This window comes from Citrobacter sp. XT1-2-2 (assembly GCF_023516235.1).
GTDB classification, from domain to species: domain Bacteria; phylum Pseudomonadota; class Gammaproteobacteria; order Enterobacterales; family Enterobacteriaceae; genus Citrobacter; species Citrobacter werkmanii.
The window spans coordinates 4,702,118-4,719,080 of record NZ_CP097324.1 but is presented as its reverse complement, the minus strand read 5'-3'; the positions used below and the strand labels follow the sequence as shown (position 1 = coordinate 4,719,080).

The window sequence follows — 16,963 nt, the reverse complement described above, 5'->3', positions numbered from 1 at the left end:
TTAGGCCTGATGGCGCTGCTCTTATACGGCCTGTGAGGTTACGAAGCCGCCATCCGGCAGTGTTATTAATTTACCGGCGGCAACCGCCGATAAAGCTCAATCATGTCGCCCGCCAAATCCTGAATCACCATCGCGTTCATCAGGTGATCCTGCGAATGGACTGTGATGAGATTAACCGGTAGCTTGCCGGTACCTTCGTCAATGCCGATTAGCTGGGTCTGGATTTTATGTGCCTGTTTGACGTACTCGCGTGATTCCACCATTGCTTGTTCCGCACCAGTAAAGTCACCTTTACGCGCCAGTTGTAGCGCTGTCAGGGCCTGACTGCGGGCGGCTCCGGCGTTGACCAATAATTCCATGATGATCGTTTCTAACTCTTCCATGTCATCACTCCAGTAGTTTCAGCGCTTTTTCCAGTACGGCATCACCTTTCATCATGCCGTAATCCATCATATCGATAACGGCGACTTTTTTGCCTAGCGGGTCGGCGAGCGCCTGCAGCTTGGCCTGCTCATATTTAACCTGTGGACCAAGCAACACGATATCTGCAGTGACGATATTCTCTTCAAACTCAGCTACCGGGACAGCTTTGATCGTGACGTCGACACCTTTTTTCTGGGCGGCATCTTTCATCCTTTGTACCAGCATGCTGGTGGACATTCCGGCGGCACAGCATAAAACGATGTTTTTCATAAGCAGTCTCGCTCAACATGTGTGGGTTGATAATTATCGCGAGCCAGCTGTAGCAACAACTGCTTTGCAACGATTGTGTGCAAGGTATCACAAAGAAAACCACTTTTTCTGAAACCGGTTACAAAAAGAAGCAAAACTCAACGATCTGCACCGAGGTTGGCAGCACTTTGGCTCGCTTATCACATGCGGGAATATATAATTACTGGCAATAAAAACATGTTATAAAAAACAGTATTGACAGCGTTTTTTAAACCCGTATGTTAATGCTTAACAGCAGGGAAATAGTCGTTTGCTGTTAACGTAGTAAGTGTTAGTAAAGCTTTATTGGGGGTTGCGATAAAGGCCACGAAGTATTTTTTGTTTGGGGTAATCGATGCTGAAAACGCTATTTTTTCACTTCGACAATGCTTTCAGGCCACGTAGTTGATTTATCTAATCGCAAAAAGTTAGTAAAGCGCGACGATGTAACGCCATGATTTAATAGTAAGTGTTTGTGATTTCTGTTTTTATGGTTATCGCAAGGGAAATAAGGCAACGCATCAAAGAGTATATGTCGCGAGGGGAAGTGTACTTGTTTAGGTCACCAGCCTTGAGTTTTATTATCAAGCCGGTGGAATGTGTTTAACGGTAAATAGAGGAAAGTTTTAGTTAGTATCAAAATCCAATATTATCTGTGGTAAACCTGTACATTTTAAAGTAGTACCATCAGCAGTACTAAATCGTTAAGTTTATTAATGTTAAATCTGAAGTTTGTAGTAACTTAAAGCCCTGACTGCACTAGTCGGGGCTTTTGTTTAATGCGATCGCTCCGGGCTTACGGCATCTGCGTAGCGCGCCCCAGATAGCTGTCCCAGTCTTTCCACACGGGCTGTAATCCCCGCGCCATGAGTGCTTCAGCAACGGCTTCCGGGCGACGGTCGTCGTGCGGGGAAAACTGCTCCAGCTCTGGATGGTTATCGGCATACCCGCCAGGCTGGGTTTTTGAGAAGGCGCTGACGTTGTTGATCGCCAGTGGGATCACATGGTCACGAAACCAGGGTGATTCGCGGGTGGAGAGCGACAGCTCAATTTCTGGCGTCAGTAAACGAAACGCGCAAATGGTCTGGAGCAACTGTCGCTCGTCCATGATCGATGCGGGTTCAACGCCCCCGGTGCATGGGCGCAGACGAGGAAAGGAGATGGAGTAGCGGCTCTGCCAGTAATGCTGCTGCATCCACAGCAGATGTTCGGCGACCATATAACAATCCACCCGCCAGCTGTCAGACAAACCAATCAGCGCGCCAAGACCGATTTTATCGATTCCAGCGCGGCCCAGCCTGTCCGGTGTTTCCAGCCGCCAGAAGAAATCCTGCTTTTTCCCCTTTAAATGATGATGGGCATAAGTCGCTTCATGATAGCTCTCCTGATACACCATCACCCCGTCCAGCCCCAGCCTCTTCAGCTCGGCATATTCCTCGGTTGCCAGCGGCTGCACTTCCATCTGTAACGAGGCGAACTGACGGCGAATGTCAGGTAAATGGCGGCGAAAGTAGTCCATGCCCACTTTGCTCTGGTGTTCACCGGTGACCAGCAGCAGGTGTTCAAAACCTAACTCGCGGATGGCGGCGCACTCGCGGGCGATTTCTGCCTCGTCCAGCGTCTTACGTTTGATGCGGTTGCTCATAGAAAAACCGCAGTAGGTACAGTCATTGGCGCAGAGGTTTGAGAGATAAAGCGGCACGTAAAAACTGACGGTGTTGCCGAAGCGCTGGCGAGTCAGCCTTTGCGCCCGTTGCGCCAGCGGTTCAAGGTAATCGGCGGCGGCGGGGGAGAGCAGTGCCATCAGGTCGTCACGACTTAGCTGTGGAGCGTTAAGCGCACGTTCCACGTCAGCGGCGGTTTTACCGTTGATGCGCAGGCGAATGTCGTCCCACTCCAGTTGCCGCCAGCGGTCGGTGAAGGTTTTCATGCTAACGCCTCCAGAAAGCCGGTGAGCGGGCTGGTGGCGCGGGCTTGCGAACTTTTGCATCCTGGCACAGCCTGCCGCGCCAGTAACCCGGCTTCCACCGCCAGACGAAAGGCGGTTGCCATCATCACCGGATCGTCCGCCACGGCAATCGCCGTGTTGACCAGCACCGCATCAGCGCCCATTTCCAGCGCCTGCGCCGCGTGGCTGGGCACGCCGATCCCGGCGTCGACCACCACCGGCACAGTGGCCTGCTGGATAATGATCTCCAGCATGGCTTTGGTTTCCAGCCCCTGGTTAGAGCCGATAGGCGCGCCGAGCGGCATCACCGCCGCGCAGCCGACCTCTTCCAGCCGCTTGCACAAAACCGGATCCGCGCCGCAGTAGGGCAGCACGACAAACCCCTGCTTCACCAGCGCCTCGGCGGCTTTTAGCGTTTCGATTGGATCCGGCAGCAGCCAACGGGCGTCCGGGTGGATTTCTAATTTCAGCCAGTGGGTGCCCAGTGCTTCACGCGCCAGTTGGGCGGCGAAGATCGCCTCTTCGGCGGTTTTCGCCCCGGAGGTATTGGGTAGCAGCGTGACGCCCGCTTCAATTAGCGGCGCCAGAATCGCATCGTTGTGCTGGCGCAGGTCCACGCGCTTCATCGCCAGCGTCACTAACTGGCTGCCGGAAGCGCGAATCGCCTCGACCATCAGCTGCGAAGAGGCAAACTTCCCGGTACCGGTGAACAGATGTGAATCAAACGTTTTGTCGGCAATACGTAACATCTCAACCCCCTGCAATAACCTGAAAAAGCAGGATCTGGTCGCCTTCCTGCACGATTTGCTGTTCCCACTGCTCGCGCGGCAGGATCTGCTGATTGAGCGCCAACGCTGCGCCCGGTTTGAGCTGGTTGAGCTGGATAAGCAGCCCGCTGACGGTTTGCCCTGCGGCGCACTGCATCGGCTCATCATTGAATTGAATTTGCATGCTGCCCTCCGCATACCGGACAGCCGCTGGCGCGACGCAGCGCGAGGCTGCGCCACTGGCTGGTTTTGCCGTCAAACAGACGTAGCTCCCCGCCCGGCGTCTCAATACCGCTAAGTAATTTAATCGCCTCCAGCGCCTGCAAGGTACCCATCACGCCAACCACCGGGCCGAGCACGCCAGCGGTGCGGCAGTTGCGTTCCGGCTCTACATCATCCGGCCACAGGCAGCGGTAACATCCTTGTTCCCACGGCGGCGTGAGCACCATCAACTGACCGCCAAAGCCGACAGCGCTGGCGGTGATGAGTGGGATATTGAGCGCTACGCATGCGGCGTTGATTTCCTGGCGCGTGGCCATGTTATCGGTACAGTCGAGCACTACATCGGCCCGCGCGACCGTATGCCGGAGCGCATCGCCTTTAAGTCGCTGCTGGAGTGATACCAATTCGATATCCGGGTTGAGCCGTGTCAGGCGCTGCCGGGCAACCTGAGATTTTGAACGTGCGATATCATCGGTGGTAAATAGAATCTGGCGCTGCAAATTGCTCAGATGAATGTCGTCGTCGTCTACCAGCGTCAGTTTGCCGATGCCAGCTCCCGCCAGATACAGCGCGGCAGGTGAACCTAACCCGCCTAAACCCACGATCAGCACATGACTCGCGAGCAGCTTTTGCTGGCCTTCAATGGCGATATCGCCGAGCAGGATTTGCCGGCTGTAGCGCATAAAATCGCGGTCATTCATCGCCAACTCCCGCAATATCCAGTAACTGCGCGGTAGCGGCGCGCCAGTCGGCGGCCTGAGTAATAGCGCTGACCACGGCAATACTGCCGACGCCAGTCGCCAGCACCGACGGGGCGCGTTCAAGGCTGATGCCGCCGATCGCGACGGTCGGGTAATCCGCCAGTCGTTCAATATGACTGGCCAACTGCGCCAGCCCCTGCGGGGCGGAAGGCATCTGCTTGGTTTGCGTCGGGAAGACGTGGCCGAGCGCGATATAAGAAGGCTTAGCGGCGAGTGCGACGTTAATCTCCATATCATCGTGAGTGGATACACCCAGGCGTAAGCCCGCCGCCTGAATGGCCTGCAGGTCGGTGGTTTCGAGGTCTTCCTGGCCCAGATGCACGCCGTAGGCGTTGTGCTTAATCGCCAGCCGCCAGTAGTCGTTAATAAACAGGCGGGCATCATAACGACGCCCCAGTGCGATGGCGGCGATAACGTCGGCTTCCACCTCTTCATCGCGTTTCTCTTTGATACGCAACTGAATGGTACGCACGCCCGCCTCCAGCAGACGTTCAATCCATTCAACGCTGTCTACCACCGGGTAAAGCCCGAGGCGGAACGGTACGGTTGGGAAATCAGGCTGATACATCAGGCTTCCTCCCGTTTGAGATAAATTTCGCCGCCTTTGGCGCGGAAGTTTTCCGACATATCCGCCATCCCCACTTCAATGGTTTGCGCGGCGGCGTAATCACGCACTTCCTGGCTGATTTTCATCGAGCAGAATTTCGGCCCGCACATGGAACAGAAGTGGGCGACCTTGCCGGATTCTTGTGGCAGGGTTTCATCGTGATAAGCGCGGGCGGTGAACGGGTCGAGCGCGAGGTTAAACTGATCTTCCCAGCGGAATTCAAAGCGCGCTTTCGACATGGCGTTATCGCGGATCTGCGCGCCCGGATGTCCTTTGGCTAAATCCGCGGCGTGGGCGGCGATTTTGTAGGTGATCAGCCCCTGCTTCACATCTTCTTTGTTCGGCAGGCCGAGGTGCTCTTTCGGCGTCACGTAACACAGCATCGCACAGCCGAACCAGCCGATCATTGCGGCGCCTATGCCGGAGGTGAAGTGGTCATAGCCCGGCGCGATATCGGTGGTCAACGGCCCTAAGGTGTAAAACGGCGCTTCGTGGCAGCTCTCCAGCTCTTCGGTCATGTTGCGCTGAATCATATGCATCGGCACGTGGCCCGGGCCTTCAATCATCACCTGCACGTCGTATTCCCAGGCGATTTTGGTCAGCTCACCCAGCGTATGCAGCTCGGAGAACTGCGCTTCGTCGTTGGCGTCCTGGATGGAGCCGGGACGCAGGCCGTCGCCCAGCGACAGGGAAACGTCGTAGGCGGCGCAGATTTCGCAAATCTCGCGGAAATGTTCGAACAGGAAGTTCTCTTTGTGATGGGAGAGACACCATTTCGCCATGATTGAACCGCCGCGCGAGACAATACCGGTCAGGCGTTTGGCGGTCATTGGCACGTAGCGCAGCAGTACGCCCGCATGGATGGTGAAGTAGTCGACGCCTTGTTCGGCCTGCTCCAGCAGCGTGTCGCGGAACGCTTCCCAGGTGAGATCTTCGGCGATCCCGTTGACCTTCTCCAGCGCCTGATAGATCGGCACGGTGCCGATCGGTACCGGGCTGTTACGCAGGATCCACTCGCGGGTTTCATGAATATAGCGGCCAGTGGAGAGGTCCATTACCGTGTCCGCGCCCCAGCGGGTCGACCAGACCAGTTTTTCCACCTCTTCTTCGATGGAGGAGGTGACCGCCGAGTTACCGATGTTGGCATTCACTTTGACCAGGAAGTTGCGGCCAATGATCATCGGCTCCGATTCCGGGTGGTTGATGTTGGCGGGGATAATCGCGCGGCCCGCAGCCACTTCATCACGCACGAATTCCGGGGTAATGTTTTCCGGCAGGCGTGCGCCGAAGCTCATCCCCGGATGCTGGTGGCGCAGCACTTCACTGCGAATGCGCTCGCGGCCCATATTTTCACGGATGGCGATAAACTCCATTTCGGGAGTGACGATCCCCTGGCGGGCGTAATGCAACTGGGTGACGCGCTTGCCTGCTTTGGCGCGTTTCGGCGTCAGCAGGCCGGTAAAACGCAGATCGTCCAGACCATCGTCGGCCAGACGTTCTTTGGTGTAAGCCGAGCTACGGTCGTCTAATTCTTCGCTATCATTGCGTGCGTCAATCCACGGCTGGCGCAGTTTCGCCAGACCCTGCTGGACGTTAATCGCCACCTCAGGATCGCCATACGGGCCGGAGGTGTCGTACACCGGTACGGCTTCGTTCGCCTCAAACTGCGGGTTATCTTTACTGCCGCCAATTAGCGTTGGGCTGAGCTGAATTTCGCGCATCGGGATGCGGATATCCGGCTGCGAACCGGTGATATAGATGCGTCTGGACTCAGGAAAGGCGGTACCTTCCAGGGTATCGATAAAGTGTTGGGCCTGGGCGCGCTGTTCGCGGCGTGATGGTTTAGTAGTGGCAGACATAGCTCATTCCAAAAAAGTAAGGACGTGGCTTGTCAGACGACGGATGAAGCAAGAGAGACGATCGCCCAGGGGCGATACGGCTGTAGATTGACTCTTGTTCCCTTCGCAGGTTTTAACCTGATCAGGTTCCGCGGATCCCGAATTAACGGTCTCAGCCTTTTCCACGTCATCCTTCGCGCTGCCTCTTTGTTGGCTTCGTCCGCTCACTCCAGTCACTTACTTAGGTAAGCTCCTGAAGATTCACTGACTTGCCGCCTTGACGCATCACGAATGCTTTTGTGGAAAATAAGCACTCCGACAAGAAGTAACCTCTATCTTAGAGGTAATGAATGTAAACTACGCGTTAATGCGGAAAATCTCAAGCCGGGCGTTTGAATTCGCTAAGCGTTTTAAAGGCCAGCATGATGAGCTGATCTTCCAGCCGGAAACGAGCCTCCAGCGCTTCGCCAATATCGGAAAGCGCCTGCTGGAGCTGGTGAACGTTATCCTCATCGATGGCGTTTTCCAGCGTTGAGTCATAGTAATCCATTATCAGTTGGGTATTGGCATCCAGCTGCGGCCAGATTTTGCTGGCGTTTAAAAGCGGACTCTCACCTTCCATTTTATGGATAATGCGTTCATAAATACTGAAGTGACCGGCAGACAGATAGTCGACCAGACGCTGGCAAAAATTATCGAGCGCTTTCTCATTGAGGCGCATAAACGACTCTTTGCCCGGTTTCAGGCCAACCAGATCGTAGTAAGCCACGAGCAGGTGCTTACGAATATTCAGCCAACGGTCGACCAGTTTATGATGCCCATGGACACGCTCTTTCAGGTGTTCTAACTGGTTTAACATACGTTGACCCTCGTATCGATAAGTTTAAAATCTGCTCATGTCAATCTTGTAAAAATAATGTTAATAACATGCCTGTGAAGCAAAGGTAGCGCAAGAGATATGGATCGAATAATTGAAAAATGGGATCGCGGCTGGTGGATTGTGAGCCACGAACAAAAATTATGGTTGCCTGCTGGGGAATTACCCTATGGCGAGGCGATAAATTTCGATCTTGCGGGCCAGCGCGCACTTCAGATAGGTGAGTGGGAAGGCGATCCGGTCTGGTTGGTGCAGCAGCCGCGTCGCCACGACATGGGTTCGGTACGCCAGGTCATCGATCAGGACGTGGGCCTGTTTCAGTTGGCGGGGCGCGGCGTACAGCTGGCCGAGTTCTACCGCTCGCATAAATTCTGCGGCTACTGCGGGCACACGATGCACCCGAGCAAAACCGAATGGGCGATGCTGTGTAGCCATTGCCGCGAACGCTATTATCCGCAAATCGCTCCCTGCATTATCGTCGCCATTCGCCGCGATGATTCGATTCTCCTTGCCCAGCATGTTCGCCATCGTAACGGTGTGCATACCGTGCTGGCCGGTTTTGTCGAAGTAGGCGAAACCCTGGAGCAGGCGGTGGCGCGCGAAGTCATGGAGGAAAGCGGGATCAAGGTGAAAAATCTGCGCTACGTGACCTCGCAGCCGTGGCCGTTCCCGCAATCGCTGATGACGGCGTTTATGGCAGAGTACGACAGCGGCGACATCGTCATTGACCCGAAAGAGCTACTCAATGCCAACTGGTATCGCTACGACGATTTACCACTCTTACCCCCGCCTGGCACCGTCGCGCGTCGTTTGATCGAAGATACGGTGGCAATGTGTCGGGCCGAGTACGAGTAAAGAACGAGTGGTGATACACTGTGGGACTGACGCAATAAGGAACTGCAAAAAATGACCGAACTGAAGAACGATCGTTATCTGCGTGCGCTGCTGCGCCAGCCCGTTGATGTCACCCCGGTATGGATGATGCGCCAGGCGGGTCGCTATCTACCGGAATATAAAGCCACGCGCGCCGAGGCGGGCGATTTTATGGCGCTGTGCAAAAACGCCGAGCTGGCCTGCGAAGTGACGCTGCAGCCGCTGCGTCGCTACAAGCTCGATGCGGCGATCCTCTTCTCGGATATTTTGACTATTCCGGATGCAATGGGGCTTGGGCTGTACTTTGAGGCCGGGGAAGGCCCGCGCTTCACCTCACCGATTACCAGCAAGGCCGACGTTGAAAAACTGCCGATTCCGGACCCGGAAGGCGAGCTGGGCTACGTAATGAACGCGGTGCGCACCATTCGCCGTGAGCTGAAGGGCGAGGTGCCGCTGATAGGTTTCTCCGGCAGCCCGTGGACGCTGGCGACCTACATGGTGGAAGGCGGCAGCAGTAAAGCCTTCACCGTGATTAAAAAGATGATGTATGCCGACCCTAAAGCGCTGCATCTGCTGCTCGATAAGCTGGCGCAGAGCGTCACGCTGTACCTGAACGCGCAGATTAAAGCGGGCGCGCAATCGGTAATGATTTTTGACACCTGGGGTGGCGTGCTGACCGGGCGCGACTATCAGCAGTTCTCGTTGTACTACATGCATAAAATCGTTGATGGTCTGCTGCGTGAAAACGAAGGCCGTCGCGTACCGGTGACGCTGTTTACCAAAGGCGGCGGTCAGTGGCTGGAAGCGATGGCGGAAACCGGCTGTGATGCGTTAGGTCTCGACTGGACGACAGATATCGCCGATGCGCGTCGTCGCGTTGGCCATAAAGTGGCGCTGCAGGGCAATATGGATCCATCCATGCTGTATGCGCCGCCGGCACGGATCGAAGACGAGGTAGCGACTATACTTGCAGGTTTCGGCCAGGGTGAAGGCCACGTCTTCAACCTCGGTCACGGCATCCATCAGGATGTACCGCCGGAACATGCAGGGGTGTTTGTGGAGGCGGTGCATCGGCTGTCCGAACAATACCACCGCTAAGGAGTCATTATGGATCTCGCGTCGCTACGCGCTCAGCAGCTTGAACTGGCCTCTTCAGTGATCCGCGAGGATCGCCTCGACAAGGATCCGCCGGATCTGATCGGGGGAGCGGATGTCGGGTTTGAGCAGGGTGGCGAAGTGACGCGGGCCGCGATGGTTCTGCTGAAGTATCCCTCTCTGGAACTGGTTGAATACACGGTGGCGCGGGTCGCCACCACCATGCCGTATATTCCCGGCTTTCTCTCCTTTCGTGAAACCCCCGCGCTGATGGCCGCCTGGCAACAGCTGTCGCAAAAACCGGATCTGCTGTTCGTCGACGGGCATGGTATTTCCCACCCACGTCGCCTGGGGGTCGCCAGCCATTTTGGTCTGCTGGTAGATGTCCCGACCATTGGCGTGGCGAAAAAACGTCTGTGCGGCAAGTTTGAGCCGCTCTCTGCCGAACCCGGTGCGCTCGCGCCGCTGCTGGATAAAGGCGAACAACTGGCATGGGTCTGGCGCAGCAAAGCGCGCTGTAATCCGTTGTTTATCTCTACGGGTCACCGCGTGGGCATGGACAACGCGCTGGCGTGGGTGCAGCGCTGTATGAACGGTTATCGTTTGCCGGAACCGACCCGCTGGGCGGATGCGGTGGCATCAGAACGTCCGTCTTTTACGCGGCTTGCAGCAAAAACGCCCCATATCGGGTAAACTGCGGCTAATTTCCGTATTTGAGAACTCATCATGTTACAAAACCCGATTCACCTGCGTCTGGAGAAGCTGGAAAGCTGGCAGCACGTCACGTTTATGGCCTGCCTCTGTGAGCGCATGTACCCAAACTACGCCATGTTCTGCAAGCAAACTGAATTTGGCGATGGGCAGATTTATCGCCGAATTTTAGATTTAATTTGGGAAACGCTGACGGTAAAAGACGCGAAAATCAATTTCGACAGCCAGTTGGAAAAGTTTGAAGAGGCCATTCCTTCTGCGGATGATTACGATCTGTACGGCGTTTACCCGGCGATTGATGCCTGCGTGGCATTAAGCGAACTGATGCATTCTCGTCTTAGCGGTGAAACGCTGGAGCATGCGATTGAGGTCAGCAAGGCATCGATTACGACGGTTGCGATGCTGGAAATGACCCAGGCTGGTCGCGAAATGACCGATGAAGAGCTGAAAGAGAACCCTGCCGTTGAGCAAGAATGGGATATTCAGTGGGAAATTTTCCGACTTTTAGCCGACTGTGAAGAACGCGATATTGAGCTGATAAAAGGGCTTCGTGCAGACCTGCGCGAGGCTGGTGAGAGCAATATTGGTATAAATTTTCAGCAATGACACCATAAAACGTGATTTAACGCCTGATTTGTCGTGCCTGAAGGCTTCCCATCCGCCCCCGGTCTGGTCTACATTTGGGGGGCGAAAAAAAGTGGCTATCGGTGCGTGTATGCAGGAGAGTGCTTTTCTGGCATTTCCGTCGCACTCGATGCTTAGCAAGCGATAAACACATTGTAAGGATAACTTATGAACAAGACTCAACTGATTGATGTAATTGCAGACAAAGCAGAACTGTCTAAAACACAGGCTAAAGCTGCTCTGGAATCCACTCTGGCTGCTATTACTGAGTCTCTGAAAGAAGGCGATGCTGTACAACTGGTTGGTTTCGGTACCTTCAAAGTGAACCACCGTGCTGAGCGCACTGGCCGCAACCCGCAGACCGGTAAAGAAATCAAAATCGCCGCAGCTAACGTACCGGCATTTGTTTCTGGTAAAGCACTGAAAGACGCGGTTAAGTAATTCGCGTGGCAGTGAACAGTTTTATCGAAGGGGCGGTTTCGCCCCTTTTGTCCATCTGGCGTCATTCGCTTTGGCTTTCAGGTGTTCTGTTACTGTCAGCCTGTGGTAGCCATTCTGAGCTTCCTCCCTTCACGGCCAGCGGCTATGTTGGCGATCAGGGGGCGGTACGCATCTGGCGTAAAGATTCCAGCGACGATGTTCACTTGCTCTCGGTATTTAGTCCGTGGCGTAAAGGCGATACCACCACCAGTGAATACCGCTGGCAGGGTGATTCGCTCTCTCTGATAGAACTCAACGTATACAGTAAACCGTCGGAACATGTTCGGATACGCTTCGATGACCGGGGCGAACTGAGTTTCATGCAGCGTGAAGTCGACGGGCAAAAACAACAGCTTTCCAGCGATCAAATCGCGCTTTACCGCTATCGCGCCGATCAAATCCGCCAGACCAGCGATGCGCTGCGTCAGGGACGGGTGATATTGCGTCAGGGACGCTGGCATGCGAATAACACGGTGACGACCTGTGAAGGTGAAACGCTAAAGCCCGATCTGGAATCGTGGGCGATAAACCATATTGAGCGCCGCCAGCGCCATTCATCCGTAGAGGTGAGCGTGGCATGGCTGGAAGCGCCCGAAGGATCACAACTACTGCTGGTCGCCAATGAAGATTTTTGTCACTGGCAGCCGAAAGAGAAAACATTTTAATGCCGGATGGTGACGCAAATGCGTCTTATCCATCCGTAGTCCGATTAGCGTAGCGCGATCAGGCATTAAGTCCTTTACCAGTGCCCCATTCCCATATGACCGCCACCGCGATAGTTACCGCCACCGCCGCATCCGCCGTAGCCCATTCCGGCACCACGTGGCACGCCTGCCTGCGCCAGCGCGACATCACGCTTAACGCGCTGCTCATCCAGAGACTGATTCAGAGCCTCCATTTCTTTTGCTACGGCATTAATTTTTGCCGTGTCTGGCGAACTGGCTGTTAACAAGGCGTTGTACTCATAACGTTTGGAGACCAACTGTTGGCGTAACGCGCTGGTCTGGGAGTAGTAATCATCATAAATTTTCTGCGCGGTAGCCTGCTGCTCGGTGGTCATTGGTATGCCGCCCCGTTGCTGCATACCATCCCCATATCCCCAATGATGTTGCGCCAGCGCCGGGGTGGAGCCCAGAGCGATAAGAGAGAGTGCAATCAGCGCCAGTTTGTTGTTCCGTTTCATTGTTCGTTCTCCTGTTGGTTAGCTTATATTCCCTTTTGCATCTTCCGTGCCAAAGCGGCAATCCAGGCCTTGCGGAGGTTGTTCTCGCCGTCTCGGTAGGAAAGCGAGTAAAAATGACTCGCCAGAATTCGCTTGCGGGTCATTTTTACCCGCTACTTTGTGTCTGAGGGCAGGGTTCTCAGGGAGAAAAAATGGCATGATTTCTGCTGTATACCGGCAACGAAGAAAGGAAACGGTGGGTAAAGGGAGAACGTATGCGTCTTTATAAGGACACGGTGGCAAAGTGGTTGAGCAGACTCTTGCTGGCGGCAATCCTGATGTTAGTCGGCTGGTTTTCGATTATGACCATACGGGACTATGGTCGGGAAAGTGATGCCGCCCGACAAACGCTCCTGGAAAAAGGCAGTGTGTTAATTCGCGCCCTGGAGTCCGGCACGCGGGTGGGGATGGGGATGCGCATGCATCATGCCCAGCAGCAGACGCTGCTGGAGGAAATGGCCGTACAACCGGGTGTGTTATGGTTTGCCGTCGTCGATGAGCATGGCGTCATTATTACCCACAGCAATTCGGCGATGGTGGGTAAATCACTTTATTCGCCCGATGTCCTGCAGCAGCTACACCCCGCGGAACAAGAACGCTGGCGGAAAATTGAGATACCAATGGGGGAGGGGGAAACAACGCCGGCTCTGGAAATTTACCGCCAGTTCCAGCCGATGTATGGGCCCGGACGCCATGGCATGGCGCGTTGCGCCAGCAATGACGGGCAGCTTATCACCCCAACGCAGACCATTTTTATCGCTTTCGATGCCAGCGACCTGGCCGCGACTCAGGCCAGAGAGTGGCGAAATACGCTGATTGTTTTGTCTGCGCTGGCGGCAGTGCTGCTGGCAACCGTGCTGACGTACTTCTGGTATCAGCGCTATCAGCGCTCGTATAAAGAACTACAGGATGCGATGAAGCGCAAAGAAAAACTGATGGCGCTCGGGCATCTGGCGGCAGGCGTTGCACATGAGATTCGTAACCCACTTTCATCCATCAAAGGTTTAGCAAAATATTTTGCCGAACGAACACCGGCAGGCGGTGAGTCTCACGAGCTGGCGCAGGTGATGGCGAAAGAGGCGGACCGTTTAAATCGGGTGGTGAGCGAACTGCTGGAACTGGTGAAACCCGCGCATCTGACGCTACAACACGTGGATCTCAACCAGGTCATCACTCATTCACTCCACCTGGTGAGTCAGGATGCGGCAAGCCGGGACATCCAGCTACAATTTGCGGCCAATGCCACGTTGCCTGCCATTGAGGCCGATCCCGATCGGCTCACCCAGGTTCTGCTGAATCTTTATCTGAACGCCATTCATGCAATAGGCCGTCAGGGCACGATTACGGTTGAAGCGAGTGAAAGCAGCGCCGATCGCGTTAAAATCGTGGTGACCGATAGCGGGAAGGGGATTGCGCCGGAACAGCTGGAGGCTATTTTTACGCCTTACTATACGACCAAAGCTGATGGTACTGGTCTGGGACTGGCGGTAGTGCAGAACATTATCGAACAGCACGGCGGCACTATCCAGGTGGCAAGTATTGAGGGCAAAGGTACGGTCTTTACTCTCTGGCTCCCGACGAAAGCGAAACGACAGGATTAACAAGGATGACGCGCGGAAAAATCGATATTCTGGTAGTGGATGACGATATCAGCCACTGCACTATTTTACAGGCGCTGCTGCGTGGCTGGGGTTATGACGTCGCACTGGCTTATAGCGGGCGAGCGGCGCTGGAACAGGTGCGTGAACGCGTATTTGATCTGGTGCTGTGTGATGTTCGCATGGCGGAGATGGACGGTATCGCAACGCTAAAAGAGATTAAAGCCCTGAATCCAGCCATTCCGGTACTAATTATGACGGCTTTCTCCAGCGTGGAGACCGCCGTAGAGGCGCTGAAAACCGGGGCGCTGGACTACTTAATCAAACCGCTGGATTTTGACCGCTTGCAGGAAACACTGGAAAAGGCGCTGGCGCATACGCGGGATACGAGCGCTGAAGTGTTGTCAGCGTCGGCTGCGCAGTTTGGCATGATTGGCAGCAGTCCGGCGATGCAGCAGTTGCTCAATGAAATTGCGATGGTAGCGCCCTCGGACGCCACGGTGCTTATCCACGGAGATTCCGGGACAGGGAAAGAGTTGGTTGCCCGCGCGCTACACGCCAGCAGCGCGCGCAGTGATAAGCCGCTGGTGACGCTGAACTGCGCGGCGCTGAATGAGTCGCTGCTGGAGTCCGAACTTTTTGGCCACGAGAAAGGGGCGTTTACCGGGGCGGATAAACGGCGGGAAGGGCGTTTTGTGGAAGCGGACGGCGGCACGTTATTTCTTGATGAAATTGGCGATATCTCACCGCTGATGCAGGTGCGTCTGCTGCGGGCTATCCAGGAGCGAGAGGTGCAACGGGTTGGCAGTAACCAGACAATTGATGTTGATGTCCGGCTGATCGCCGCCACGCACCGTAATCTGGCCGAGGAGGTCAGTGCCGGACGTTTTCGCCAGGATCTCTACTACCGTCTGAATGTGGTTACCATAGAAATGCCCGCATTATGTCAACGTCGGGAAGATATCCCGCTGCTGGCCGAACATTTTCTCCAGCGTTTTGCCGCGCGTAACCGTAAAGCAGTGAAAGGCTTTACGCCGCAGGCGATGGATCTGCTTATCCATTACGACTGGCCGGGGAATATCCGCGAGCTGGAGAACGCGGTGGAGCGGGCGGTGGTGCTGCTGACGGGCGAGTATATTACCGAGCGCGAGCTGCCGCTGGCTATTGCCGCGACGCCAATAAAAACGGAATACAGTGGCGAGATCCAGCCGCTGGTGGAAGTGGAGAAAGAGGTCATTCTGGCGGCGCTGGAAAAAACGGGCGGCAACAAAACGGAAGCCGCCCGTCAGTTAGGCATTACGCGTAAAACGCTGCTGGCGAAAATGTCGCGTTAGCGCTGTTCGCGTTCGATGGCGCGCCAGCCGATGTCGTTACGGCTGAAGCTACCGTTCCAGCGGATGTCGGCCATCAGGGCGTAAGCGCGTTTCTGCGCTTCGGCGACGGTGTGGCCCAGCGCGGTGGCGCACAGTACACGGCCGCCGCTGGTCACCACGCGGTCGTCATCGGCGAGTTTGGTGCCCGCGTGGAAAACCTTACCGTCAGCCACTTCTTCCAGCGGCAGACCGTGGATCTCGTCGCCGGTGCTGTAGCTACCCGGATAACCGCCCGCGGCGATCACCACGCCTAATGAAGCGCGTTCGTCCCACTCGGAGGTTTTCTCATCCAGCTTGCCGTCGCAGGCGGCCAGGCACAGATCCACCAGATCCGACTTCATGCGCAGCATGATCGGCTGGGTTTCCGGATCGCCAAAGCGACAGTTGAACTCGATTACCTTCGGGTTGCCCTGCTTGTCGATCATCAGGCCCGCATACAGGAAGCCGGTGTAGGTATTCCCTTCCGCCGCCATGCCTTTCACGGTTGGCCAGATGATGCGTTCCATGGTGCGCTGGTGCACTTCATCAGTGACTACCGGCGCCGGGGAGTAAGCCCCCATCCCGCCGGTGTTCGGGCCGGTATCGCCGTTACCCACGCGTTTGTGGTCCTGGCTGGTGGCCATCGGCAGCACGTGTTCGCCGTCGACCATCACGATAAAGCTCGCTTCTTCACCGTCGAGGAACTCTTCAATCACGATGCGGTGGCCTGCATCGCCAAAGGCGTTACCCGCCAGCATGTCCTGCACGGCGGCTTCCGCTTCTTCAAGCGTCATCGCGACGATAACGCCTTTACCGGCGGCCAGACCGTCGGCTTTGATGACGATCGGTGCGCCTTTCTCGCGCAGGTAAGCCAGCGCTGGCTCAACCTCGGTAAAGTTCTGATACTCCGCCGTCGGAATCTGGTGACGGGCGAGGAAATCTTTGGTGAAGGCTTTGGAGCCTTCCAATTGTGCGGCGCCTTCGGTTGGGCCGAAGATCTTCAGACCTGCGGCGCGAAACGCATCGACCACGCCAATCACCAGCGGCGCTTCCGGGCCAACGATGGTCAGGTCAATCTTCTCGTTCTGGGCAAAGCTCAGCAGCGCCGGGATATCGGTTACGCCGATAGCCACGTTTTGCAGCGCGGGTTCCAGCGCGGTGCCCGCGTTGCCCGGTGCGACAAAAACGGTATCAACCAGCGGCGACTGCGCCGCTTTCCACGCCAGCGCGTGCTCGCGCCCGCCGTTGCCAATCACTAATACTTTCATCGTCTGCTC

General features: G+C 55.7%; 19 protein-coding genes and 1 riboswitch. Of the genes, 8 read left to right on the top strand and 11 right to left on the bottom strand.

The annotated features are described in order from the left end of the window. Positions 1-65: 65 nt before the first annotated feature. From M4I31_RS22420 to M4I31_RS22380, 9 genes are all read right to left on the bottom strand, one after another. Positions 66-383: a PTS lactose/cellobiose transporter subunit IIA gene (locus M4I31_RS22420; RefSeq protein WP_038636121.1), complete on the bottom strand. Its 318-nt coding sequence runs from the start codon at positions 381-383 to the stop codon at positions 66-68. 4 nt (positions 384-387) lie between these two features. After that, a complete protein-coding gene (locus tag M4I31_RS22415) occupies positions 388-693 on the bottom strand; it encodes a PTS sugar transporter subunit IIB (protein ID WP_085049794.1) in 306 nt (101 codons plus the stop codon). An 814-nt stretch (positions 694-1,507) separates the two neighbouring features. Continuing rightward, positions 1,508-2,641, bottom strand: a complete 1,134-nt coding sequence (gene thiH, locus M4I31_RS22410) for a 2-iminoacetate synthase ThiH (RefSeq protein ID WP_085049793.1) — start codon at positions 2,639-2,641, stop codon at positions 1,508-1,510. Continuing rightward, positions 2,638-3,408 carry a thiazole synthase gene (gene thiG, locus M4I31_RS22405; RefSeq protein WP_085049792.1) on the bottom strand — a complete coding sequence of 257 codons (771 nt, stop codon included), beginning with the start codon at positions 3,406-3,408 and terminating at the stop codon, positions 2,638-2,640. The genes thiH and thiG overlap by 4 nt, the downstream gene beginning before the upstream one ends. Position 3,409: 1 nt before the next feature. Beyond that, positions 3,410-3,610: a sulfur carrier protein ThiS gene (gene thiS / locus M4I31_RS22400; protein ID WP_001166833.1), complete on the bottom strand. Its 201-nt coding sequence runs from the start codon at positions 3,608-3,610 to the stop codon at positions 3,410-3,412. Next, the gene (locus tag M4I31_RS22395; protein WP_064546548.1) at positions 3,591-4,349 is read right to left on the bottom strand and encodes a HesA/MoeB/ThiF family protein; all 759 of its coding nucleotides are present in this window, start codon (positions 4,347-4,349) and stop codon (positions 3,591-3,593) included. Before M4I31_RS22395 ends, thiS begins: the two co-directional genes overlap by 20 nt. Beyond that, complete coding sequence (gene thiE / locus M4I31_RS22390) at positions 4,342-4,977, bottom strand: thiamine phosphate synthase (protein WP_085049791.1); 636 nt, start codon at positions 4,975-4,977, stop codon at positions 4,342-4,344. The genes M4I31_RS22395 and thiE overlap by 8 nt, the downstream gene beginning before the upstream one ends. After that, on the bottom strand, positions 4,977-6,875 hold the full coding sequence (gene thiC, locus M4I31_RS22385) for a phosphomethylpyrimidine synthase ThiC (RefSeq protein ID WP_038636137.1): 1,899 nt from the start codon (positions 6,873-6,875) through the stop codon (positions 4,977-4,979). Before thiC ends, thiE begins: the two co-directional genes overlap by 1 nt. Before the next feature lie 81 nt (positions 6,876-6,956). After that, a riboswitch (TPP riboswitch) is annotated at positions 6,957-7,182 on the bottom strand. A 51-nt stretch (positions 7,183-7,233) separates the two neighbouring features. Continuing rightward, the gene (locus tag M4I31_RS22380) at positions 7,234-7,713 is read right to left on the bottom strand and encodes an Rsd/AlgQ family anti-sigma factor (RefSeq protein ID WP_032940921.1); all 480 of its coding nucleotides are present in this window, start codon (positions 7,711-7,713) and stop codon (positions 7,234-7,236) included. Between the two features lie 99 nt (positions 7,714-7,812). Between M4I31_RS22380 and nudC the strand changes: the two genes are divergently transcribed. The 6 genes from nudC to M4I31_RS22350 all read left to right on the top strand — a co-directional run bounded on the left by nudC (position 7,813) and on the right by M4I31_RS22350 (position 12,179). Further along, positions 7,813-8,586, top strand: coding sequence for an NAD(+) diphosphatase (nudC, locus tag M4I31_RS22375; protein ID WP_038636141.1), 774 nt, complete (start codon positions 7,813-7,815; stop codon positions 8,584-8,586). A 51-nt stretch (positions 8,587-8,637) separates the two neighbouring features. Continuing rightward, positions 8,638-9,702, top strand: a complete 1,065-nt coding sequence (gene hemE / locus M4I31_RS22370; RefSeq protein WP_042314226.1) for a uroporphyrinogen decarboxylase — start codon at positions 8,638-8,640, stop codon at positions 9,700-9,702. Between the two features lie 9 nt (positions 9,703-9,711). Next, a complete protein-coding gene (gene nfi, locus M4I31_RS22365) occupies positions 9,712-10,392 on the top strand; it encodes a deoxyribonuclease V (protein ID WP_038636148.1) in 681 nt (226 codons plus the stop codon). A gap of 33 nt (positions 10,393-10,425) precedes the next feature. After that, positions 10,426-11,016, top strand: coding sequence for a YjaG family protein (locus tag M4I31_RS22360; RefSeq protein ID WP_042314221.1), 591 nt, complete (start codon positions 10,426-10,428; stop codon positions 11,014-11,016). 186 nt (positions 11,017-11,202) lie between these two features. Next, positions 11,203-11,475 carry a nucleoid-associated protein HU-alpha gene (gene hupA, locus M4I31_RS22355; protein ID WP_001044509.1) on the top strand — a complete coding sequence of 91 codons (273 nt, stop codon included), beginning with the start codon at positions 11,203-11,205 and terminating at the stop codon, positions 11,473-11,475. An 11-nt stretch (positions 11,476-11,486) separates the two neighbouring features. Then, the gene (locus tag M4I31_RS22350; RefSeq protein WP_038642958.1) at positions 11,487-12,179 is read left to right on the top strand and encodes a DUF1481 domain-containing protein; all 693 of its coding nucleotides are present in this window, start codon (positions 11,487-11,489) and stop codon (positions 12,177-12,179) included. A 74-nt stretch (positions 12,180-12,253) separates the two neighbouring features. Here M4I31_RS22350 and zraP read toward each other — a convergent pair whose 3' ends face one another. Continuing rightward, a complete protein-coding gene (gene zraP, locus M4I31_RS22345) occupies positions 12,254-12,697 on the bottom strand; it encodes a zinc resistance sensor/chaperone ZraP (protein ID WP_085049790.1) in 444 nt (147 codons plus the stop codon). 254 nt (positions 12,698-12,951) lie between these two features. Here zraP and zraS point away from each other — a divergent pair, with 254 nt between their 5' ends. Further along, entirely contained in the window at positions 12,952-14,337 is a 1,386-nt protein-coding gene (gene zraS, locus M4I31_RS22340) for a two-component system sensor histidine kinase ZraS (RefSeq protein ID WP_085049789.1), read from the top strand. A 5-nt stretch (positions 14,338-14,342) separates the two neighbouring features. Next, entirely contained in the window at positions 14,343-15,668 is a 1,326-nt protein-coding gene (zraR, locus tag M4I31_RS22335; RefSeq protein WP_085049788.1) for a sigma-54-dependent response regulator transcription factor ZraR, read from the top strand. On the opposite strand, the gene purD is transcribed toward zraR, so the two are convergent. Then, a complete protein-coding gene (purD, locus tag M4I31_RS22330; protein ID WP_085049787.1) occupies positions 15,665-16,954 on the bottom strand; it encodes a phosphoribosylamine--glycine ligase in 1,290 nt (429 codons plus the stop codon). The two genes, zraR and purD, sit on opposite strands and share 4 nt — an antisense overlap. Positions 16,955-16,963 lie beyond the last annotated feature (9 nt).